At 46.8% G+C, this 22,771-nt stretch carries 21 protein-coding genes; 18 read left to right on the top strand and 3 right to left on the bottom strand.

What is annotated here, in order from left to right; all coding sequences use genetic code 11:
• Positions 1-205: 205 nt before the first annotated feature.
• Positions 206-517: a hypothetical protein gene (locus L1285_RS13845; RefSeq protein ID WP_046004443.1), complete on the top strand. Its 312-nt coding sequence runs from the start codon at positions 206-208 to the stop codon at positions 515-517.
• On the top strand, positions 514-2,127 hold the full coding sequence (locus L1285_RS13840) for a PepSY-associated TM helix domain-containing protein (RefSeq protein ID WP_235412804.1): 1,614 nt from the start codon (positions 514-516) through the stop codon (positions 2,125-2,127). Before L1285_RS13845 ends, L1285_RS13840 begins: the two co-directional genes overlap by 4 nt.
• Positions 2,128-2,206: 79 nt before the next feature.
• Here the strand turns inward: L1285_RS13840 and L1285_RS13835 are convergent, their stop codons facing one another.
• Positions 2,207-2,728: a TetR/AcrR family transcriptional regulator gene (locus tag L1285_RS13835; protein ID WP_235412803.1), complete on the bottom strand. Its 522-nt coding sequence runs from the start codon at positions 2,726-2,728 to the stop codon at positions 2,207-2,209.
• A gap of 223 nt (positions 2,729-2,951) precedes the next feature.
• Here L1285_RS13835 and L1285_RS13830 point away from each other — a divergent pair, with 223 nt between their 5' ends.
• The 5 genes from L1285_RS13830 to L1285_RS13810 all read left to right on the top strand — a co-directional run bounded on the left by L1285_RS13830 (position 2,952) and on the right by L1285_RS13810 (position 8,860).
• Entirely contained in the window at positions 2,952-3,161 is a 210-nt protein-coding gene (locus L1285_RS13830) for a hypothetical protein (RefSeq protein WP_235412802.1), read from the top strand.
• Between the two features lie 119 nt (positions 3,162-3,280).
• Positions 3,281-3,763, top strand: a complete 483-nt coding sequence (gene purE / locus L1285_RS13825) for a 5-(carboxyamino)imidazole ribonucleotide mutase (protein WP_046004439.1) — start codon at positions 3,281-3,283, stop codon at positions 3,761-3,763.
• Between the two features lie 2 nt (positions 3,764-3,765).
• Positions 3,766-4,914, top strand: coding sequence for a 5-(carboxyamino)imidazole ribonucleotide synthase (locus L1285_RS13820; protein WP_235412801.1), 1,149 nt, complete (start codon positions 3,766-3,768; stop codon positions 4,912-4,914).
• 225 nt (positions 4,915-5,139) lie between these two features.
• Positions 5,140-6,081 carry a YeiH family protein gene (locus L1285_RS13815; protein WP_235412800.1) on the top strand — a complete coding sequence of 314 codons (942 nt, stop codon included), beginning with the start codon at positions 5,140-5,142 and terminating at the stop codon, positions 6,079-6,081.
• A gap of 304 nt (positions 6,082-6,385) precedes the next feature.
• On the top strand, positions 6,386-8,860 hold the full coding sequence (locus tag L1285_RS13810) for a S9 family peptidase (protein WP_235412799.1): 2,475 nt from the start codon (positions 6,386-6,388) through the stop codon (positions 8,858-8,860).
• 43 nt (positions 8,861-8,903) lie between these two features.
• Here L1285_RS13810 and rrtA read toward each other — a convergent pair whose 3' ends face one another.
• Positions 8,904-9,476, bottom strand: coding sequence for a rhombosortase (rrtA, locus tag L1285_RS13805; RefSeq protein WP_235412798.1), 573 nt, complete (start codon positions 9,474-9,476; stop codon positions 8,904-8,906).
• A gap of 82 nt (positions 9,477-9,558) precedes the next feature.
• On the opposite strand from rrtA, the gene ggt reads away from it, so the two are divergent.
• From ggt to L1285_RS13770, 7 genes are all read left to right on the top strand, one after another.
• On the top strand, positions 9,559-11,322 hold the full coding sequence (gene ggt / locus L1285_RS13800) for a gamma-glutamyltransferase (protein WP_235412797.1): 1,764 nt from the start codon (positions 9,559-9,561) through the stop codon (positions 11,320-11,322).
• A 173-nt stretch (positions 11,323-11,495) separates the two neighbouring features.
• The gene (locus L1285_RS13795) at positions 11,496-13,190 is read left to right on the top strand and encodes an NAD-dependent malic enzyme (protein WP_235412796.1); all 1,695 of its coding nucleotides are present in this window, start codon (positions 11,496-11,498) and stop codon (positions 13,188-13,190) included.
• A gap of 187 nt (positions 13,191-13,377) precedes the next feature.
• Positions 13,378-14,193 carry an ABC transporter substrate-binding protein gene (locus L1285_RS13790; protein ID WP_235412795.1) on the top strand — a complete coding sequence of 272 codons (816 nt, stop codon included), beginning with the start codon at positions 13,378-13,380 and terminating at the stop codon, positions 14,191-14,193.
• A gap of 90 nt (positions 14,194-14,283) precedes the next feature.
• Positions 14,284-14,982 carry an SIMPL domain-containing protein gene (locus tag L1285_RS13785; RefSeq protein WP_235412794.1) on the top strand — a complete coding sequence of 233 codons (699 nt, stop codon included), beginning with the start codon at positions 14,284-14,286 and terminating at the stop codon, positions 14,980-14,982.
• Between the two features lie 48 nt (positions 14,983-15,030).
• A complete protein-coding gene (locus L1285_RS13780; RefSeq protein ID WP_235412793.1) occupies positions 15,031-15,405 on the top strand; it encodes an MAPEG family protein in 375 nt (124 codons plus the stop codon).
• Positions 15,405-16,043 (top strand): sulfotransferase, encoded by a 639-nt coding sequence (locus tag L1285_RS13775; RefSeq protein ID WP_235412792.1) that lies wholly within the window; start codon positions 15,405-15,407, stop codon positions 16,041-16,043. The genes L1285_RS13780 and L1285_RS13775 overlap by 1 nt, the downstream gene beginning before the upstream one ends.
• 137 nt (positions 16,044-16,180) lie before the next feature.
• Entirely contained in the window at positions 16,181-16,753 is a 573-nt protein-coding gene (locus L1285_RS13770; protein WP_046004430.1) for a tRNA-(ms[2]io[6]A)-hydroxylase, read from the top strand.
• 161 nt (positions 16,754-16,914) lie between these two features.
• On the opposite strand, the gene L1285_RS13765 is transcribed toward L1285_RS13770, so the two are convergent.
• Positions 16,915-17,865: a substrate-binding periplasmic protein gene (locus tag L1285_RS13765; RefSeq protein ID WP_235412791.1), complete on the bottom strand. Its 951-nt coding sequence runs from the start codon at positions 17,863-17,865 to the stop codon at positions 16,915-16,917.
• Positions 17,866-18,590: 725 nt separating this feature from the next.
• Here L1285_RS13765 and L1285_RS13760 point away from each other — a divergent pair.
• Genes L1285_RS13760 through L1285_RS13745 form a run of 4 tightly spaced genes read left to right on the top strand, consistent with a single transcriptional unit; the run spans position 18,591 to position 22,771 of the window.
• Entirely contained in the window at positions 18,591-18,974 is a 384-nt protein-coding gene (locus L1285_RS13760; protein WP_046004429.1) for a response regulator, read from the top strand.
• Positions 18,971-19,882, top strand: coding sequence for an AAA family ATPase (locus L1285_RS13755; protein WP_235412790.1), 912 nt, complete (start codon positions 18,971-18,973; stop codon positions 19,880-19,882). The genes L1285_RS13760 and L1285_RS13755 overlap by 4 nt, the downstream gene beginning before the upstream one ends.
• A gap of 2 nt (positions 19,883-19,884) precedes the next feature.
• Positions 19,885-20,835, top strand: a complete 951-nt coding sequence (locus tag L1285_RS13750; protein ID WP_235412789.1) for a DUF58 domain-containing protein — start codon at positions 19,885-19,887, stop codon at positions 20,833-20,835.
• Complete coding sequence (locus tag L1285_RS13745; RefSeq protein ID WP_235412788.1) at positions 20,825-22,771, top strand: transglutaminase family protein; 1,947 nt, start codon at positions 20,825-20,827, stop codon at positions 22,769-22,771. The genes L1285_RS13750 and L1285_RS13745 overlap by 11 nt, the downstream gene beginning before the upstream one ends.

The following is a 22,771-nucleotide window of genomic DNA, read 5'->3' as shown; positions in this document are numbered from 1 at the left end:
TTTACCTCAGTAATAAGAACCAGCGCTGGTTAAAACAGCAAATTAAAAGTGGCTGGCGCGCCTTGGCTTATCTTTTGTTTTTTGTTGCATTCATCGGTTTCAATACCAGTATGAGCATACCTGTCAGTCTGTTTGTGTGCTTCATGATCATCATGTTGTCGCTGACGCTTATCCCATTTTTGCCGTTAATAGACAGAGGTAGGGAATGAAAAACTATACTCCGATACAAGCTGACTGGCTTAGTAAAACGCTGGCCGGACTGATTGGCGGCGCCTTGCTGAGTTTTTCTATCATTGGCTTGTTTGCCTGGTTTGGTCCTTCCGGGCTTAACTCGTCTTTGAGTGGTACAGAGTTGTTGTGGAAAACTCAGTTTAATATGTGGCTGAGTGTACCAATTTGGTTACTTATAATTAGTTTTACTTACCTGTTCAGAACGGGGGCTCAGGCTTGGTTCTGCTTATTGTCTGCAAGTGCGGTAGGTTATGGCGTTTTAGCAATTTTAAGGGGGCTGTTATGAAAGTCAGAGCGGATATTCTGAAAACCTACCAAAGCTTACACACCTGGACCGGAATAACATCTAGTCTGCTCCTGTTTATCGGTTTCTTTGCCGGTGCCCTGACTATGTTTGCACCTGAAATTGACCGCTGGGCTACACCCAACAAGCATCAAATGGCCAGTATAGACACGGAGCGTTATGATGCGTTGTTGGATACGGTATTGGCGTCACACCCTAAAGCCAGTGATAATGTGATCTTGCATTTTAATGACGCGCTGTCACCTGTGAGCTGGTATGAGCAGGGATCGCCGCGCGGGTTAAGGCTAGATGATATACGCTGGCATGCAACTTTAGATGAAAATGACCAGCTGGTCGCTGAGCAGGTGCCCGTTAACCGCTTATCGGAGCTGTTGGACATGTTGCATCGCACCGCAGGTATTGGCGGTGAAATAGGCCATACACAGTCAGGTGTCTTTGTCCTTGGTATTGCAGCCGGTCTATACTTCCTGGCACTGGTATCTGGTGTGATCTTTTTGCTCCCAACCTTGGTCAAGCGGTTTATGGCGGTCCGTGATCAGGGTGAAAGAAAGCGCTTTTGGCTGGATGGACATAATTTATTAGGGATAGCCAGCCTGCCTTTTCATATTGTTATTGCGTTGACTGTTTGTGTATTCGCTTTTCACGACCTGCTTTATGGTACTTTGGCGCAAGTGTATGGCGATAAACCGCTGTTCCCACGTAATCCGCCATCAAAAATAGAGCGTAACATTGCTGATTTGCCAAAAGTCAGTGAACTGGTGGCTTTAGCGCAGTCGCATGCACCGGGTTATCAGGTGGCTCAGATTAAGCTAAGCAACCTGAATAAGCCTTCTGCGTTTGCGACTATAGATGTGGTTAATGAAGGTGAAGTAGCCAGAGGCGCGCTTCATGATTTTATGTTTATTAATCCTTATACACTAGAAGTGGTGTCCTCCAGTGTGGCTCACCCGGAACAAACCGTTTGGGCGCGACTGGTGTCGAGCTTCTTTGGATTACATTTTGGTAGCTATGGCGGCGATCTGATGCGCTGGGTTTACTTTGTGATGGGCCTTGCAGGTGCCTGTTTGTTTTATTCAGGTAATATACTTTGGCTTGAAAAAAGACGTCAGAAGGGTATACAACAGCGCAGGGCCTATCGCATTATGGGCGCGCTGACCGTAGGTGTTTGTTTGGGCGCATTGACAGGGATAGCGGCTACGTTTGCCAGTAGCAAATGGCTAACACTGCTTCCTGTGAATATCAATCAGGCATATATGTTTGTTTACTACGCAAGTTTTAGCTGCGTAATGATAAGTGCGTTTGTATACGGGCCGGCAAAAACAGCCATAAACTCCTTGAAGGTTCTGGCACTGCTGTGTGTATTGATACCTGTTACTTCTGTACTGGCAGGCTTAGTTCCTGCGGTTAATTTATGGTTTCCAAATAGTGTAGGGACTTTGATGGTAGAGGTGATTGCATTGGCATTTGCCGTTGTGTTTTGGTGGCTGTCAGGTCATGTTAAACGCAGAGCAATGGCTAATGAGCCAGGCAGCATCTGGCATCTTGAAACACCGGATACCGTCACGTCAGAACTATCGGTTAAACACAGCTAAACAGTTAATGTAAGCAGGCAGAACACACGAAAGTTCTGCCTTTTCTTTAGGTATATAAAGAACACATCATACATAATATTTAATATAACAAAGTCAACTTATTAGTGAGAACTCGCAACATGCTTTCTTTGCAGGAAATAGGGTCAGACAGACCTTGTATGAGTGTCATAAAGTAACAGTCCATCATAACCGTCGCTTTTGTGTCGTCATACGCTTGTTCAGCGAACAGGCGTTGTTTAAACATCTCAATCTGCTCGGAAAAATAGGCTTGGTGCCACAGTAAATCACTCAGCAGTGCCTGGCTAAACTCTCTGTGCTGCAAGTAGAACGAAAACAGGTAGCCTGCATAGTGACGTAACTTAAGCCGTGCGGAGTGGTGTTGATCAGCACTGCTTGCTTGTTCAATCACCACATCTATGCGTTGATGCATGGCCGTTTTGAGAATATCAATTTTATTGGGAAAATGGCTGAAGACAGTACCCACCGCAATGCCAGCGGCAGTCGCTATCTGACGGGTAGAGGTGTCTTTGTAGCCGTTTTCGACAAACAGTTGCCAGCTTTCATCCAGGATCAGCTGCTTGGTTTTTTCACTCTTTTTCATTGGTTTCCAGCCTAACCGTTTTCAGCATTATATCACGATAAGAAGTCGCCTTAACATAGCCCGTCATATTTCAGTTGCCATATGCTTGCGTTTAACTGACTGATTAAGAAAGAGTGTTAGCCTTTATCATATCAGTATGAGTAGCTGCTATAACAATATTTATTGACATTTGAGCGCGCTCAATTAAAAATATGAGCGCGCTCAAATATATTAAGGAGGCGATATGTTGCAGCGATTCTTAGGTTATGTTTTGTTTATTCCATTCATCGTTTTTTATAGTTATGTGCTTGGCCCTGTACTCAAAGCCGTTCTGCTGCCAGGCGGACTGGCAATCCTGTTTTTTATTTTGGGACCCGAGGCATTTTTCTCTCACTGGCGCAAAGCCCGTAGCAGTCAATCTGATATTGCCGTGACAAATAACATCCCCGGTTAAACTGCTCTAGCAGAAATGTCGATTCGCTTTGCCGCGCCACTTGGGTATAATACGCCTGAAGTTGGCGCATACCCCAAAAAACTGCGCCTAAATCGTTCAATTTAAACTGAGGAATAATTATGACGGTTGGCATCATTATGGGCTCTAAGTCCGATTGGCCTACAATGCAACACGCAGCAGAAATGTTGGATAAGTTCGGTATCGAGTACGAAACAAAAGTCGTTTCTGCACACCGTACACCTCAATTGCTCGCTGACTACGCATCCTCAGCCGCTGAGCGTGGTATTAAAGTGATTATCGCCGGCGCCGGCGGTGCTGCTCATTTACCGGGTATGGCCGCAGCGTTTACCAGCTTGCCTGTATTGGGCGTGCCTGTTAAATCTAAAACACTTAATGGCGTAGACTCCTTGTTGTCTATCTGTCAAATGCCTAAAGGGGTTGCTGTCGGTACACTGGCAATTGGTGATGCTGGTGCCGCAAATGCAGGCCTACTGGCTGCACAAATTTTGGGCTGTCAGCAAAGTGAAATTTTTGAAAAGGTTGAAGCCTTCCGCAAGGCGCAAACTGAAACCGTTCTGGCTAACCCTAACCCAGCAGAGTAGTAATGAAAGTATTAGTTTTAGGCGCAGGCCAGTTAGCTCGCATGATGAGCTTGTCGGCCACGCACTTAGATATCCAGGTTTCAGCCTACGATGTTGCCACCCAGCAAGTAATTAATCCGGTTACTTTTGAAGCGCACTCAGCCACACTAGAGCAAGCCATTGCGAATGTAGATGCGATCACTGCGGAATTTGAACATATTCCGGCTGACGTGTTAGCTGTGTGCCAGCAAACCGGCAAGTTTTATCCCGGCGCAGAAGCCATCTTAACCGGCGGCGACCGCGGCAAAGAAAAAGCGCTGCTTGAAAAGGCTCAGGTGGCCTGTGCGCCTTATGCCCTGATCACCGAAAAGCCGCATTTTCTGGACGCTATCGACAAACTCGGCAAGCCACTTGTGGTTAAAACCTGTCAGGCAGGGTATGACGGTAAAGGCCAGTGGCGCGTCAAGCATGACGATGAAATGGATGCCATCTGGCAGGAAATGTCTGAGTTTCTGGCTGCCGGTACCGACACCACGCCTCACGCTATTATCGCGGAGCAGATGATCCCGTTCGACAGAGAAGTGTCTATTATTGGCGTGCGAGACCATCACGGCCAATGCCGCATCTACCCGCTAACTGAAAACCAGCACACCAATGGCGTACTGACGCTATCTGTTGCGGGTAAGGAAAAATCAACAATTCAGGCTCAGGCAGAAACGGCTTTCTCGGCCATTGCCAGCGAGCTGGATTATGTTGGTGTACTTGCGATAGAGTTTTTTGATGTCGACGGCACTTTACTGGTCAATGAAATTGCGCCGCGCGTGCACAATTCTGGCCACTGGACGCAACAGGGTTGTCATGTCAGTCAGTTTGAAAACCACATGCGTGCAGTTGCGGGTTTACCCATAGGTGATACCAGCCTTGTCAGACCAACAGCTATGATCAATGTGTTGGGACAGGCGAGTATTCCTACCGAGGTATTAAGTGTGAACGGTGTTACCAGTCACTGGTATGGTAAAGCGGCTAAACCTGGACGAAAGATGGGTCATATCAATGTCTCAGCAAGTAGCTTACATGAACTGGGTGAGCGCCTTGCGGAACTGGCGGAAATACTCCCGGAAGATGCCTATCCAGGCATTGCCCAAACCAGTCATGCATTGATCCTCAATTAAGGATTGCCGACGCCGGGTTTACCCGGCGTCATTTTATCTGATGACCGCGTACGGGCGCTAATACCAATTTGCTTAATTAAGTGTTCTATTTTGAGGCGAGAAAATATGTTCGATAACTAGGCAAAGATTTTGCTATTTAGTTGTTCTAAATGAGAAATTTTTAACACCGTTAGCGTCATATTTGCTCCTTCAAATTGACCAAGTATTAAGTGAAATTGGTATATTATGTTATTAGAACGACCAGGTCTTCACAAAGCCTTATTTCTGTTTGCCTTTTTATTTACACTTTCGCCTTTTGCCAGTGCGTCTTTGGCACTATTTATCGGCCTTGGATTTGCGCTTGTATTAGGGAATCCTGTGACTGATCTTTCCAACACCGTATCAAAATGGCTGTTAAAGATCGCCGTGATAGGCTTGGGGTTTAACGTCAATATCGAAGATGTCCTGGCTGTTGGCAGCAGCTCTGTGGTGTTAACCGTTGTCAGTATCACAGCGACAATTGGGCTGGGTGAAATCCTCAGTCAGGTGTTTCGTCTCAATCGCAATACCGGCACGCTCATCTCATTTGGTACCGCTATTTGCGGTGGCAGTGCGATTGCTGCCATGGCGCCTGTGATCAAAGCAAAACAGGATGAAATCGCGATTTCCCTGAGTGTCGTCTTTGCCTTAAATGCGCTGGGCCTACTCATTTTTCCCTGGCTGGGCCATTACTTTTCACTTACCGAAAGTCAATTTGCGATTTGGAGTGCGCTTGCGATTCACGATACCAGCAGCGTTGTTGCAGCGGCTGCGATATACGGACCGACCGCGTTGGCAATGGCGACCACCATTAAACTCACCCGAGCGATGTGGATAGTGCCTTATGCGGCCATGGCAGGGGTATTCTCGCGCTCTAGTGAAAGAGCCAGTATCCCTTTGTTCATTGTTGGTTTTGTTGCGGCTGCTACTATCAATACCTGGTTGCCCGAGTATCAAGGCGTCTGGTCTGTATTTTACAGCGGCGCTAAGTCAGTGCTGGTTGCCAGCTTGTTTCTGATCGGCAGCGGTGTATCCATGACCATGTTGCGTCAAAGTGGCTGGCGACCATTTGCAATGGCAACTGTGCTCTGGTTTATCGTCAGTGGTGTAATGCTGTTACTGATATTGGACGGCCTGATAGCGCTGTAACCTCAATGGTTCAGGGAGTTACCGGCATGCAGATCAGCAGATTACAAAAAAAATAAAAAAAATGAATTTTTTTGGAACTTATTCAGGCGACCACAGGTCTACTTTTATGAGGCGTGGATAGGCCTCATTTCATACTCGTTGTCCATCAACGACTATGTGAGCGCAGAGAGTATTTGGCCAGTATCTTTACTGGCCTTTTTTTCGCAATAATCGCTCAAACTGGTCATTTGTCTAAAATTGTTCGAATTATCTGTATTCATTTGCTTAAATTAGCACTCAATAGCAAATTTAGATAATTCATAAAATGAAACAATCTCTTACTTCTCTCGCCGTGGCATCAGCGTTATTTCTGGCTGGTTGTCAGGTCACTCAAACAAGTAATAATAAATCAACAGCATACGAAACAGTCCCCCCAGCCGTCATGGCCAGCTCTGAAGCGACAGGAACTGAAAGCATCACGCTCGAACAGGCAATGGCTCATCCCGACTGGCTTGGCAGAAAACCGGAAGGCGCTTTTTGGAGCGCCGATAGTCAAACTGTGTTGTTTAAGCAAAAACAAGTGGGAAGTAAACTAAGAGACACTTTCAGCTATGGTGAGAAAGGGCTTGAGCAAATCGCCTTATCGAACCAGCACCAGATAGGTGCAGGTGATGCGGTTTATTCGCGCGATGGCAAGCTTCAAGCCTACCTCTTTTCAGGCAATGTATTTGTCAAAGATATCACCACCAACCAGGTCACCCAGCTGACACGTTCCAGCAAAAAAGCCGAGCAACTGCAGTTTTTGACCAACGGGCAGCTTGCCTACATTGCAGACAATACCTTTTATGCCATTGATCTGACGTCAGGCCTGACTACAGAGCTTGCTAAGCTCATCACGGCAAACGCGCCACAAGGCGTCACTGAGCCACAGAGTTATCTTGCTAAGGAGCAACACAAGCTCATTGGTTATGTTGCACTTCAGCATAAGAATGCCAAAGACGCGCAAAGCCGAAAAGAGGCGCTGATTGCGCAAAATGATACGCTCGACGAAAACCTGTTTTACCTGGGTGAGGGTCAGCGTATCGTCGAGACCAGCTTATCGCCAGCGGGTGATAAACTCATTGTTGCCACCACCAAAGACGTGCCTGAGCGAAGCGCACAAGACATCATGCCTAATTACGTTACGCAAGATGGCAATATTGACCCCGTTAAAGCGCGTAGTCGTGTGGCAGACAACAAACCCATTGAGCACACGCTGATATTCATTGACCTGAATACCAAAGGGCAACACGCTTTGAGCTACCAGAGCTTGCCGGGTTTTGATGAAGATGTACTGGCCGAGGTAAAAAGCGAAAACGCCCGTGCCCAGGGTAAAACTTACACCAGCAAAAAGTCACCACGTCACATTGCACTGATCCTTGACTGGGCCTGGGATCAGTCTGCCATCCAGTGGAACGCACAAGGTTCTCAAGTCGCAGTGATGGTTGAGGCCTGGGACAATAAAGACCGCTGGATTGCAACCGTTGACTTTGCTAACAATAAGCTGGTATCGCAGCATCGCCTGCACGATAAGGCCTGGGTTAACTACACCCACAATGACTTTGGCTGGCTCAACCATGAAGATACGCTGTATTACCTGTCTGAAGAATCTGGCTACAGCCATTTATATACCAAGCCACTGAAAGATAAGGCGACTCAGCTGACCTCAGGAAAATACGAAGTGTCTGAGCTGACGCTGACCAAAGATGATAGCGCTATCTATTTTAAGGCGAATATAAAGCATCCGGGTGTCTATGAGATATACCGTGTGAATGTGCAATCAGGTGAACTGGAAACGCTGACCAACCTCAATGGTATGACGGATTATGTGCTAAGCCCGGATGAAAGCAAACTCTTGCTGACGCATTCAAAAATAGCCATGCCACCGGAATTGTTTATTGCCGATGCAAAGCCGGATAGTGTAGCCAAACAGATCACCCATACCGTCTCTGAGGCATTCCTGAGCAAAAAGCTCATCACTCCCAAAGTTGTCGCTGTGCCATCCAGTCATACCGACCAACCAATTTATGCCAAGGTTTACTATCCGGCCGATTATCAGGAAGGTGAGCAAGGTAAGACACGCAAAGCGGTGATTTTCAATCATGGTGCGGGCTACTTACAAAACTCACATATGGGGTGGTCCGTTTATTTCCGCGAGTTTATGTTCCATTCTCTGCTCGCCAGTGAAGGCTACGTGGTCATGGATATGGACTATCGCGCATCTAAAGGATATGGACGAGACTGGCGTACTGCCATTTACCGCCACATGGGTAAACCTGAAATTGAAGATTTGGCCGATGGCGTGAACTGGATGGTTGAAAACGTCAACGTCGACAGAGGTGCAGTGGGTACGTATGGCGGTTCTTATGGTGGCTTTATGACCTTTATGGCGCTGTTTACTCAGCCTGAACTATTTCAGGCCGGCGCAGCACTCAGACCTGTCACTGACTGGGCGTATTATAACGATACTTACACCTCCAATATCCTGAACCGCCCGGCGGATGATCCCATTGCGTATCGTCGCAGCTCACCCATTTACTTTGCCGAAGGCCTGAACAAACCTATGCTGATCAATGCGCCTATGATCGATGACAATGTGTTTTTCCAGGATGTGGTTCGGCTGGTGCAAAGGTTGATAGAGCTTGAGAAAGAAAATTATGAAACGGCAATTTATCCGGTAGAGCCGCATGGCTTTGTGCAGCCTTCAAGCTGGCTGGACCAATACCGTCGTATTTATAAACTGTTCAAAGAAAACCTGTAATTTAAAGATGGCGCAGCGCACAGCAGCTGCGCCTTTTTAAGCACTATTTCTTTTGCCACAGCAAGGGCAGGGCCAGCATCACACCGCCAATAGCACCAATTAAATGTGATTCAATCGCAACGCGGGATGAAATTAACTGACCGACTTCATCGCTGGGGCCGGCATATTGCTCCCAGGCGAGTTTACCGAGAATACCCAAAAAGAGCAGCACACCAGTTCTTTCTCCCACTTTAATATCTTTTATTGCTCCCCAGACTATTACGCCATGAAGTAAGCCACTGAGGCCAGTATAAATACGGATATCCGGACAAAAAAGCCAGATGCCCAGACCTGTCCACAACCCAAGCAGCAGCAGATGAACCGCATAAGTTTTTGGCGAGCGGTATTCTGCATGTAACACCCAGATAAACACCACGCCGACCACATTCAGTAGCCAGTGCGTCCAGTTGGTATGAACATACTGGCTGGTCAGGATCCGCCAAAATTCGCCCTGGTCAATCAGCTCACGGTTGAAGGTGAGTAATGCCTGGACAGGTGGCAGCATAAGTACCGCACAAAGAACAATCAAAATTGCAGGTGGCAGAAGGTAGCGAGGCGCTAACGGCAGATCAAACATAATATTTCTTAGAATTTTTTTGCATATTGTGCCTGTTTACTTTTATGATGCCAATCATCTATCAGAAGAATTTCCAGACTCTATGAAATATCGCCTATCACTTGCCACACTGGCGCTCGGCGCCGCATTACCATTCACTTCTTCAGCATTAGACAACAACACCAGAGAAGTCAGAGAGCCCGAAGCCGCGACCGGATTGCAGCTAAAAAAAGAGAAAACGGCTAAAAAGTACATGGTGGTTGCAGCCAATGCCCATGCCAGTAAAGCCGGGCAGTTGATGCTACAACAAGGCGGTAGTGCCATCGATGCTGCCATTGCCGCTCAGCTGGTGCTGACCCTGGTTGAGCCTCAATCCTCAGGCATTGGGGGCGGTGCGTTTATTCTGCATTATGATAAAGAAAACGAATACCTCACCACTTTTGATGGTCGTGAAACGGCACCGAAAGACGCAACCCCGTCATTATTTCTAGACAAAGAAGGCAAGCCGGTTCGCTGGATTGAGGCGGTTGTAGGGGGTCGCTCTGTGGGCACACCCGGGATACTTCATGCGTTAAAACAGGCACATGATAAATATGGCAAGCTCAAGTGGCGTCATCTGTTTAAGCCTGCAATCGAGTTGGCCGAGAAGGGTTTTAATGTGTCGCCCCGCCTACATATGCTGTTAGAAAAGGAGCTCAACCCGGGTCTGACTAAGCTATCCCCGGCCAAAGAGTACTTTTATCCTGATGGTAAACCACTCGAAACCGGCACGCTACTGCGTAACCCGGAGCTGGCCAAGCTCTACCGCGAAATCGCCGAGTTTGGCCTGAAGGGCTTTTATGAAGGTAAAAATGCCGATGATATAGTGCGCGCAGTGCAAAAAGCCGCCATCGCGCCAGGTGTGTTGTCATTGTCCGATCTCAAAAATTACCACAGCAAAGAGCGCGCGCCCATTTGTACCAGCTATCACAGCTACCGTGTGTGTTCAATGGCACCGCCCAGCAGTGGCGGGATTGCCGTGCTGCAGATCTTAAAACTACTGGAAGGTAAAAAGCTCAGTCAATATCAACCGAATGATCCGCAGGCGATTCATTTATTCACTCAGGCTTCGCGCCTGGCATTTGCCGATCGCAACTATTACATTGCCGATCCTGACTTTGTTGAAGTACCCACACAAGGCTTACTCAACCCAGCTTATCTGAAACAGCGGGCCAAGCTCATCACAGACAAGGACAACAAAGAGGTGCCCATTGGCGATCCCAGCAAAGGCACTTTGGCATACGCCATGGACGACAGCTATGAATTACCCTCAACCACGCATCTTTCTATTGTTGATGCCGATGGCAACGCGGTTTCGATGACGTCCTCTATCGAGATGGCTTTTGGCTCAACCGTGATGGTGAACGGCTATCTGTTAAACAATCAGCTGACTGACTTTTCGCTGTCACCAAAAGTGGGGGACTTGTGGGTTGCCAACCGGGTTGAGGCACACAAGCGGCCGCGCAGCTCGATGTCGCCGGTGATGGTATTTAATAAAGATGGCTCACTCAAATTGGTGGTTGGCTCTCCGGGTGGCAGTCGGATCATTAATTATGTTGCACAAACCATCATTGGCGTACTCGACTGGGGACTATCACCACAGCAGGCGATTGACTTGCCAAGGGTGACAAATCGAAACCAATACACCACGCTTGAAAAGGGCACCGAGATCGCAAAATTAAAGCCAGTTTTGGAAGCCAAAGGTCATACCGTCAGGGTCAGAGATCTGAACTCCGGTATTCACGCCATCGAGGTGAAAGATGATCTGTTAGTCGGGGGCGCCGATCCGCGCAGGGAAGGGGCTGCAATGGGTGAATCCAGCGAGTAACCTTGGCGCTCATTCACTAAATAACGTATAATGTACGGCTCTGTTTACGCATTGACCATGTCTCAGCAGAGCCGTTTTTTATTGGTCTGACATGCTTAAAATTCATTGAATTTTAATGCATTTGCGCAATAATAATCCCTTGTACTTAAATTAACGAGTCACAGCTTGTAAATATGACTAAACAATCCGATCCCAATTATCTCTACATTCCATACTCTGGCCCTACGCTTTTAGAAACGCCGCTATTAAATAAGGGCAGTGCATTTAGTCAGCGCGAGCGCGAGAACTTTAACCTGACAGGTCTCGTACCGCCACGCTTTGAAACTATTGAAGAGCAAGTCGAACGCTGCTATCAACAGTTCTCTAGTTTCAACGACAACCTTAACAAGCATATTTATCTGCGTGCTATTCAGGACAACAACGAAACCCTGTATTACCGCCTGGTACGCGACCACCTTGAAGAAATGATGCCAATCATTTACACCCCAACAGTGGGTGATGCGTGTGAAAAGTTTTCAGATATCTATCGTAGTTCGCGCGGTTTGTTTATTTCGTATGAAGAACGTCATCAAATCGATGATATTTTGCGCAATGCAACCAAAAGCAAGGTCAAGGTTATCGTTGTGACCGATGGCGAGCGTATTTTGGGCCTGGGCGATCAGGGGATCGGCGGCATGGGTATTCCAATCGGTAAACTCGCGCTGTATACCGTCTGCGGCGGGATCAGCCCAGCCTACACTTTACCTGTGATGCTTGATGTAGGTACAAACAACGAAAAACTACTCAACGACCCTATGTATATGGGCGCGCGTCACAAGCGTATTTCTCAGGAAGAGTATGACGAGTTCCTGGACTTATTCATCAAAGCGGTCAAACGCCGCTGGCCGAATGTGTTGCTACAGTTTGAAGATTTCGCACAGCCTAACGCTATGCCATTACTGAGCCGCTACCGTGACGAGATCTGTTGCTTTAACGATGATATTCAGGGTACTGCCTCTGTGACTGTGGGCTCACTGTTAGCCGCGTGCCGTGTTAAAGGCACTAAACTGTCTGAACAAAAAGTGGTGTTTGTCGGTGCAGGCTCTGCCGGATGTGGTATTGCAGAGCAGATCATAGCGCAAATGGTCTCCGAAGGCATTTCTGATCAACAAGCGCGTAGCCAGATCTTTATGGTTGACCGCTATGGCCTGCTGACTGAAGGTATGGAAGGGTTACGTGACTTCCAGGCAGCCTTAGTTCAGTCAAAATCAGCGCTAGAAGCCTGGAGCTTCAGTGGCGAATTTGCTTCGTTACTAGACGTGATGCATTGTGCGCAGCCTGACATTCTGATTGGCGTGTCGGGTCAGCCAGGGCTGTTTACCGAGCAGGTTATTAAGGCAATGCACTCAGGCTGTGAGCGTCCAATTATCTTTCCATTGAGTAACCCTTCTCGTCAGGTCGAAGCACATCCAAAAGATGTAATTGAATGGACCCAGGGCCAGGCAATCGTGGCAACCGGTAGCCCATTCGAGCCGGTTGAGTTCGATGGTCAAACCTACACCATTCCGCAGTGTAATAACAGTTACATCTTCCCGGGCATTGGTCTGGGCGTGTTGGCAGCCAAAGCGTCACGCATTACCGAATCTATGCTGATGGTCGCCAGTGAAACACTTGCTGAGTCTTCGCCATGGGCTAACACCGGTAAAGGCAGCTTACTCCCTTCATTGGTTGAAATTGAGCCACTGAGCAAGCGCATTGCTTATGCCGTTGCTAAAAAAGCAATGGAAGAGGGCGTTGCGCTGGAAATGCCTGAAAATCTGATCTGGGCAGCAATTGAGAAGAACTACTGGTTACCTGAGTATCGTAACTATAAACGCTGTAGCGTATAACTCAGTAGTATAAACAGTGTGGCGCAATTGTGATTTTTGCGCCACACTTGATCTCAACGCTGTTCGCTCAGCGTTGGGCTGTGCACGGAGCACTGTAGAGAATCTGTGCAGATCCGACCTCACTTTGCTATGCAGCAGGAATCCAGCAAAACCGGCTTTGCATTGATGTTCGATGTAGGTGAACTGAATGCGCTACGCCATCTTACTTATTGTATGTCTCTGCTCGGTAACCGTAAAAAGTGAACCGATACACATAGACATTATCTCTGATTACTCTCCTGACTCTAAACAAGCGCCCGCCGACTTGGCAACCCAGTTACTACTAAAAATCGAACAAACTCTTCAGGGCAAAGTAACCCTGGATTTTATGCCCGCCAGCCGCGAAAGGGAATGGCGCGAATTAGTACGTAACCCAAACGCCTGCTTGTACAACAAGGTTAAGACACCTGAACGCGAAGCGATGGCGTTGTTCACCGCCTATCCGCTAATGTCTTTTCCGGCTAATCGCCTGATCCTCAAAAACCAGCCAAATATTCCCGATACCATTTCACTGGGAACTGCGCTCAGGATGGGGTTCAACATAGGTGTGTCCGAAGGGCGCTCATATGGCCTCGAGATTGACAATTTTATTACAGCTAACCGCAATGCATTTTGGGTTGCAGAGGGGAACCAAAGCGCTTATCGCCTCAGAACGATGCTGAGTCAGGGCAAGCTGGATGGGATCATTGAATACAGCTCGGTATTTATTAATGAACATCCTTCGGCACAGGCCCTTAATGGCTACAGCTTTCACGCAATAGAAGAAGCTGGGTTGACCATTTTTGGCTATATCGCTTGTGCTCAATCGAACGAGGGAAAGCGAGCGATTGATCTGTTGCAAGCTGCGCTGCAAAGGCCAGATCTACAGCAGGCGATCATCACCGCGCATACGGGGCTGTTTTTTAAACAAGAAGAGCCCTTCATACTGCGCGCTTTACACAAAGCGTTTAACATTCAGCATTGATTAACAAACTTGTGCTTTAATTGGCGCATCTCTTGTGGTTTTATAATTCATAATCACATCATCCTATTCCAACAGAGTAAGGAGGCGTCCATGCGCTCACTTTTAGCCGCTGCAATTTTTGCGATCAGTACCTGCGCACAAGCAGGCAGTTTACCCGAGGGTCCACATTTGTATGTAAAGGGCATGTCGTCAATGGAAGTGCAGCCTGATGCAGCCATTATTCGTGTCGCGATAACTGAAAAACACAAGTCATTACCGGATGCCAAATCTAACGTTGATCAGATAATGGCAAAGGCAATCCAAATTGCGCAAGACTTTAACATTAAAAGCAACGATATCCATGCCGAGCAGCTAAATGTACACCGCCAGACACGCTACAACCGCACCACTAACGAAGAAGAGTTCGACGGTTTCAGAGTAAGCCGCAGCCTGACGGTAAAACTCAAAGACCTTTCAGAATACCCTAATCTGCTTCAGGCTTTTGTAGACAGTGGTATCAATCAGTTTAATAACACTGAGTTCGTTGTTGAAGACAAAGCTGCATATATGAAAAAGCTTAAAAAGTCAGCCATTGAAGAAGCCAAAGCGGCCGCCAAAGAACTAGCCGATGACTTTGATGTTGACTTGGGCCGACTATACTCTGTGTCATTTTCACCGATGAACGTACCTATGCAGCCTTATGCCCGTGGCAAAATGATGGCCGCAGAAGCGATGGATGTCAGCCAGGCTTATAATACCGGAGATACAACACTGACTGCCGAAGTGTATGCAGTGTATTTTATCGAGTAAACTCTCTATACTGGACCTACTTATAATACTTACAAGTAGGTCTGCGCCATGATAACAGGATTTTTTGCTGCCATATTTACCCTTTTTTATATCAAACTCAGCTTTGATATCATAGGTTTACGCCATAAACATCAGGTTGCGCTCGGAGACGGTGGTCATCCCGCGTTAGAGCGGGCGATCCGCGCCCATGCCAACTTTATGGAATACACGCCGCTGTTGTTAATTCTCTTGTTTGCGCTGGAATTTCAGGGCGGTGAGGCAATTTGGTTGTACCTCACCGGCGGCACCTATTTAGTCGGCCGTATTTTGCATTCATTTGCGCTGAACATGGCTAATCTTAAGCTGCGTGTGATGGGAATGGCACTGAGCTTTTTATCATTACTGGCGCTGTCTATTATTAATCTTTATTGTTATTTTGTTTAATGGAAAAAATCTTTATTGCCGGCTTGCCAAGAACCGGTACTACCAGCGTATGTGCTGCATTTCTCGAGTTTGGGTTTAAAACAGCACATACAGCTTACACACGTGAAGCGCTATCGCAAGCGCAGGTGATTGCAGACACACCAGTTTTTAATGACTACGAACAACTCGCTACTTTATATCCGAACAGCCGCTTTATATATCTGGACAGAGCCATGGAAAGCTGGGTCCCATCTGTCAGGCGTTTGCTCACCCGCATGCTACCCAGGCTAGAGACTCAGCAGGGCGGATTCAACGACACTTTAAAACGCTGCTACTTTGATACTTTTGCCAACTTGAGTGCTGATAATATCGCGTGTGATCACTACCTGACAGACATCTACCAGCGCCATCGTCAAAAATTACTGCGATTTTTAGACACAAGCCAGATTGAGTATTTGATATTGGATGTGTCGCACCCGCACAGCCTGCAACAATTGAGCGATTTTGTGGGTATAGACACAAACTCAACTAAGCCAATGCCAAACCTTAACCAGGGTGGTAAAGTCACAGCCTGGAAGCAAATTGAGCATCCGCTCAAAGTCGAGTCAACCCGTCATGGCAAGGCAGACAGAGACAGCCTGTTATACAGTGAACAATAAAATGTCCGATATTAAAAACTCTACTTTAAATGTGCATAAAGAGCAGGGGTGTTAGCTGCAAATTGTTTGCTGGCTTTGGAAATTAGCGCCTGAGTTGGGTAAAATGCCCCAAAACCGATAACGGAACAGATTAAACGATGTTTGAATTAAAATTCCACACGCCATTCGACTGGACTCATAAAGTCATGGCTGACTTTGATACCTTTTTACAGGATCACGCAGCCGCTGAGAAAAAAGCCTCTGGTATGGCCATGTCTATGTTGAGCCATTATCCGGATCGCATCAAACTGGTAAAAGCGATGGCGGATCTGGCCATCGAAGAGATGATCCATTTTAAGCAAGTGCTGAAATTATTGACCGACCGTAACGTAACTTTAGGTAATGATAAAGCTGACCCTTACATAAAAAAAATGCGTGCCTTATTTCGACAGGGCTCAGATGAGTTCTTAATCGACCGCCTGTTAGTTGCTGCCGTGATTGAAGCACGCGGCCATGAACGTTTTTCGCTGGTCGCGGAAGCTTTACCCGAAGGCAAAGAAAAAGATTTTTATGTGACCATTGCCAAATCAGAAGAAAAGCACAAAAACCTGTTTGTTGAACTAGGTTACGAGTATTTTGACAAGACCGTGATCGACACACGACTGGAAGAAATACTGATTGCAGAAGCCGAGATTTGCGAAAGCATTCCATTTAGCGCTGCATTGCATTAACTGGGTAAAGTTCAGGCTAAAAATGCGCCACTTTTCATTATGTTAAATTGCGCATAGAATTAAAAAGGGAGGTATACCATACTCCCTTTTTTGTTCCTGATAATGCCCATAACAGAGAAAAACAGCAGGGTGCTTAGCTGTTTTAAAATAGACAGCCAGTATTACTCGCAACTCTTAGCGGTATTGTATTTTATCTCTTCCATAATGCCGTGTTTTTTAAATTCGGCTATGGCCTGATTTAGTTCAAACAGCAGAGTTTTGCCGTACTTATTGTGTTTGGAGACAGCAAAGAACAGACCATTCATTTGTAAAATGGGGTCAACCATAACCAAGTTTTTTGTCTGAGAGGTCGCATTGTTAGCTTGCGACAAAGCGGCAATTTCCATTTCAATAACTTCCGGGTCGCCGATGATAAGATTAACGCGCCCGGCCATTAGCAGCCTGATATTGTGGGCGTCATCAACGGCTTCAATAACGTTAAATTTTCCTGCGTCCATTAAGCGGTCAAACTCCGGCGTATTTTGATAGCCCCGAACCACACCAATGCGTTCATCGGCCAAAGCGCCGAGACTGGTAAAGTGGTCCGTGTTGTAGTCCCGACGTTTGTAAAGTGCAATTGGGCCCCAGCCAAATGGTTCTGTCAGTGTGAGATGATCCAAACGGCGCGTACCGGGTAAAGTATCCGAAGGCGCTTCGGGCTCAATAAAATACTCCGGCACCAGAATATCTACTTTACCATTTTCAGCATTGGCTACGGCGCGAGCCCAGGGGTAGAAAGTCACGGTTGCGCCATAATTTTGGCTGTGCAACAAAGCGATTACGGCTTGCATTACCCAGCCTTGCTTACACAAACTTTGTCCGATATAGGGCTGCCATTCCAAAGTGGTCACATCGACTTGTTTGGGTGCAGTGAGGTTGTAGCGAAAAGTATGATCACTGACTTTTTTACCAGACACAGTATGCGTGCCTTTATAGTCTCGGTAGATTACGCTTAGCTGCTTGCTGAGTGTGACAGAAGCAAGGCTGTGGAAAGTAAAGACACTGAAAAACACAAACAAAGCAAATGACATTGTTGAAAAACTCTTAGCCTGATTAAATATAAGCTTAGACATAAACTAGGGCATTGTCACAGACACCATATTTAACATAACGTAAATTATAGGATATTTAATGAGGTTAGGTTGAGAGTGCCTTTGAGCTCCCGGTTTAACTATAAATTAGCTTTTAATGTCCAATACTAGACGGTATCGGACATTAAGTGATTTCTGACATAAAATGGACTGTTTGATTATTTCGCCCTGAGTTTTCAATTTCATGGGATTCATCACAGATGGCCACAGCCATAGTCTGTTTTACACAATAAACTAATCTTGGCTCAGCCAGTCAAATTAAAACTCCTGGCATTGATAAGCTCAGCAACTTATACCAATTTGCTTAATTGTTCGATAACACCACTCCCGCGTCCTGCTATCGCTGAGGTACCTACGTCCATGTAGGCAAGGCAAAAATTTGCGAACTCCTACCTTAGGTAAAGTTCTAAATGAGAAATTTTTAACACCGTTAGCGTAATATTTTCTCCTTCAGATTGAACAGGTATTAAGTGAAATTGGTATTAGACTTGGTTAAGATTATTAGCAACGCGGATCTGTTGTGTTTCGCCTGGACTGTAATTTTGCCCGATTGATTGAAAGCGCTAAGCCTGATCTCAAAACTGACTTTTTATGTCCTTGTTATCTTATCGCTATGATGAATTTACAGTTAATTTATAAATTGCCATTGAGCTCACTTTACGCTTGTCTTAGTATTAGCCTTGTCGTTCAAAAGAAGTAAATACAATATGGAACTTGTCAGACCCTTAGAGCCAATTTTGATCATCGATGACGTTGAAGATGTGCGCAGTTACCTGATAGACATTCTTGAAAACCTGGGTTTTGAAGAAGTCTATGAGTCTGAAGACTTCAAATCTGCAATGCCCTTGATGGCCGAGAAATCTCCCAACGTGATTTTCCTGGATATCGAGTTACCCGATACCGATGGCACACAAATTCTCGAGTACATCAATGATAACTACCCCAATGTGCATGTCATTATGTGCTCCGGCCATAACAGCCTGGAGAATGTACAAAATACCTGGGAGTTGGGTGCAAAAGGCTTTATTGCTAAGCCATTTAACGCGAAAAAAGTCGATTCAGTAATGAAAAGACTCGAAATGATTGCATGAATAAAACCACACAAGACATCATTAGTCAGCTATCTGAGCTGATCCTGGGTAAAGAAGAACAGATAAGGTTAGCCGTTGTCTGCTTACTTTGTAAAGGACATCTGCTTATTGAGGATCTGCCCGGCATGGGCAAGACCACCCTCTCCCACGGCCTGGCCAATGTGCTTGGGCTGAGCTATCAGCGTGTTCAGTTTACCAGTGATTTACTGCCCGCAGATATTACCGGCTCCAGTGTTTTTAATACCTCGCAACAGAGCTTTGATTTTCATCCGGGTCCCATTTTCAGCCAGGTTTTACTGGCCGACGAAATAAACCGTGCCAGCCCGAAGACGCAGAGTGCTTTGCTTGAAGCAATGGAAGAACGCCAGGTAACCATGGATGGTAAAACCCACCCATTACCTGAGCCATTTTTTGTTATCGCAACACAAAATCCGCTGCATCAGTCAGGTACGCACCCTTTGCCAGAGTCTCAGCTCGACCGTTTTTTCCTGCGGATCAGCCTGGGCTACCCCGATGAGCATGCCGAAAAAAGCCTGATCCTCGGTAATAATCTGCAAAGGCAATCTCTGAGTGAGTTAACCTGTGTACTGGACTTAAATGCGCTGGCAACCCTTCAGCAAGCGGTGCTTGACGTTAACCTGTCAGACTCGGTTGTACAATACATCATCAATTTGGTTAACTTCACACGTTACAGTGGTCAGTTCAGCGATCCCCTTTCGCCACGGGCAAGTATCGCATTAGGGCTGGCAACACGCGCCTATGCCCTTACCCAAAGCCGGGATTATGCGTTACCTGACGATGTCCAGGCTGTATTTGCCGCAGTAGCCGGCCACCGTCTGAACATTTCTGCCAACGAGCTGGATGATGTGGTCAAGGGGATTTTTGATAACGTTGCGGTTGTATTGTAACTATGCGCCGTGACTGGTTACAGTCCTGGCTGGCTGACATCATCAAACGTAAACATAGCGCTGCGCAAATTACCCTGTCGCACCACAATATTTATATTGTTCCCTCCAGGCAGGGAGCATTCTTCTTGTGCATGGTCATCCTCAATTTTGTTCTGGGCAGTAATTATCAGAACAATCTTATTCTTGGTGTGGCCTACGTCATGTTACTGATCCTGGTGCTGGCGCTGATATACGGCTATCTCAATTTGCATGGCTTGAGCATTCAATTACTAGACGTAAAAAACAATTTTGCCGAAAAGCCTGTTGAGGTCCTGATAAAACTCACCTCGCCACACCGATGCTATTCTCTGGATGTTGCCAGCCAGGAATTCGACTGTAGTGATTGTAACAGTCACTATTCGCAAGGTGCCCAGGTTATGTCACTGTTTTTACATCCAGGGCCCCGTGGCCGTTACCCGCTTGGCAGACTCAAGTTATCCAGTAACTATCCATTTGGCCTGGTTCGCGTCTGGACTTACCTGAACGTCAACCGAACGTTTTGTGTCTATCCTGCGCCACTTGCCTGCCAGCTGACATTTAGCGAGCAAGAAGTCACGGCTGAAAAAGGGCAGTATGTGCATCAAAGCACGCAGAGCCATGAAAACTTTGACGGGCTAGAACGATTCAGACCCGGCATTAGTAAAAGCCGCATATCCTGGCGCCATTTCGCTAAAAGCCAGCAATTGCTGGTCAAGCAATACAGTGGTGACAGCTTCTACTCTCAGCATACTTTCGATTATGCGGCACACGATGGCCCTAAGGAAGCGCGTTTGTCTAAGCTGTGTTATCAGGTACTTGAGGCGGACAAACAGGGAGATGAATTTGCACTCAGGCTGAGCAATGCCGTTCAGGTGACTGCGGGCCGAGGAGACAAACACAGAGAAGCTTGCCTGGAGGCGCTGAGTGACTTCTGACAAACTACTGGGCGGCCAAACCTTACTGACTACCCTTTTGTATGGGCTAGTCAGTATTTTGTTGTTTAACAGTTTTGGTCTTGTATTCACCTGCGCCATGTTGTTGATTGTGCTGTTTAAACTGGCCATTTACCGGGGGCTGGTTCAAGGCCCTTCAGAAAAGCTGGTCAACCTCTTAGCATTTACCGTCATACTGGTGGTGTTTGTCGCCATAGGTTTTTCTAACCTGGTAGAAATGTTCGTTTCTTTATTACTGGGTGCCTGCGCACTGAAAACCATTCAGGCAAAAACGAAAAAACAAGCGATGTCGGTGCAGTTATTAAACTTTTTTGTCTATCCCTGCTTCTTTATCTTTTCTCAGAATGTGTTGTCTTTGTTATTTGTACTAGTGCTTTTGGTGGTAAATTTGGCCCAAATGCTGTGGATTGAGCATGGTATTGCGCTGCGCAGTGCTATACGCCAGGCTGCCAGACATTTACTGCTCGCATTGCCGCTGGCTGCAATCATGGTTGTACTACTGCCCAAAGTATCACCATTCTGGCAGCTACCCGGTGCCAATAAAACCCAAACCGGTCTTTCTGAGGACATAGATCCGTTTGAAATCTCAGAGTTATCTCGCTCGGACGAGTTGGTGTTTCGAGCCATTCTGCCCGACAATACCCAGATGAAACCGCCATTTTACTGGCGTACTTTGGTCCACGATAACTATGATGGCACGCGCTGGCGCGTTTCACCACAGCACGATGTCCCTTTGCAGGCACCTTTCCGTGCTGTCGGTGAAAGCTATACGGTTATCGCTAGAGCATCGGGTAAAACCTGGCTGTATAATCTTGGCCAGGCCAAGTCATCCACTCGGGGCGTGAATACCAACCAGTTTGGCACTTTGTTTATGCAAAAACGCCTCAGCAGCAGCATGGAATATCAAGTTACGCCCATCCACGCTGCCGGGCCTGGTTTAGTAAACTGGCAATATCAGCTCAACACCGCCCTGCCCGACGGCATTAACCCGTTGGCCACAGCACTGGCGTTGCAGTGGGATGCATCGACCGGCAATACCGCTGAATTTATTCAGCAGATGAAGCAATATTTTGTACAAAATAGATTTCATTATTCATTAAAGCCGCCCACCATAAGTGATCGAAACAGCATAGACAGGTTTTTAACCGAAACACGCGAAGGGTTTTGCGGTCATTATGCGGCCAGTGCTGCTTTTATATTAAGAGCAGCCGGGATCCCCGCGCGTCTGGTTTCGGGATATCTGGGTGGTGAGTATAATGCACAGCGAGGATATTACAGTGTTTATCAGTATGATGCCCATGCGTGGGTAGAATACTATGTTCCTCAGCAAGGTTGGTACCGCCTCGATCCCACGGCCTGGGTTGCGCCTGACAGACTCAGCGGTTCTTTGTCTGAGCTGACCGCGTTAGAAGATGAATTTAAGGATAACCTGGGGCTGAGCCTGATGAGCTACTCAAATCTGGCTCTGGTCAACTGGGTCAGACTGCAAATAGAGCAGCTCGATTATCAATGGACCCGCTGGGTGTTGAACTTTGATCAGCAAAAGCAATCCAGGTTGCTACGCGACTTATTTGGCCAATATCACAGACTGTTACCCGCGCTGAGTGTATTTTTGTTGCTGATAGCCATATTCGTTGCCCGCTTCTGGTATTTGCAACGTAAGCAGGTGATTAAATTGCCCGAAGCCGTGAGATTGCATCATGCTATTTGCCAGCTTGCTGAGGGGGATTTACATAAAGTAACCCCCGCACAGGCGCTGCTGGCTTTGCAGTCTCAGTACCCTGATTTGTCGCAGGAACTGGCAGAGTTTAATCAATATTTTGTAAAATCAAGATTTTCCCGAGCGCAACTAACCAAATCGGAGGCGACAAGGATGAAAGCGCTGGGTCGTTTAATAATAAAAAAGGCGAAAAAGTAA

The organism is Pseudoalteromonas sp. DL2-H2.2 (assembly GCF_021532535.1).
GTDB classification, from domain to species: domain Bacteria; phylum Pseudomonadota; class Gammaproteobacteria; order Enterobacterales; family Alteromonadaceae; genus Pseudoalteromonas; species Pseudoalteromonas rubra_A.
Note: the sequence above shows the minus strand (reverse complement) of the source record. Positions and strands in the feature narration are given on the sequence as shown.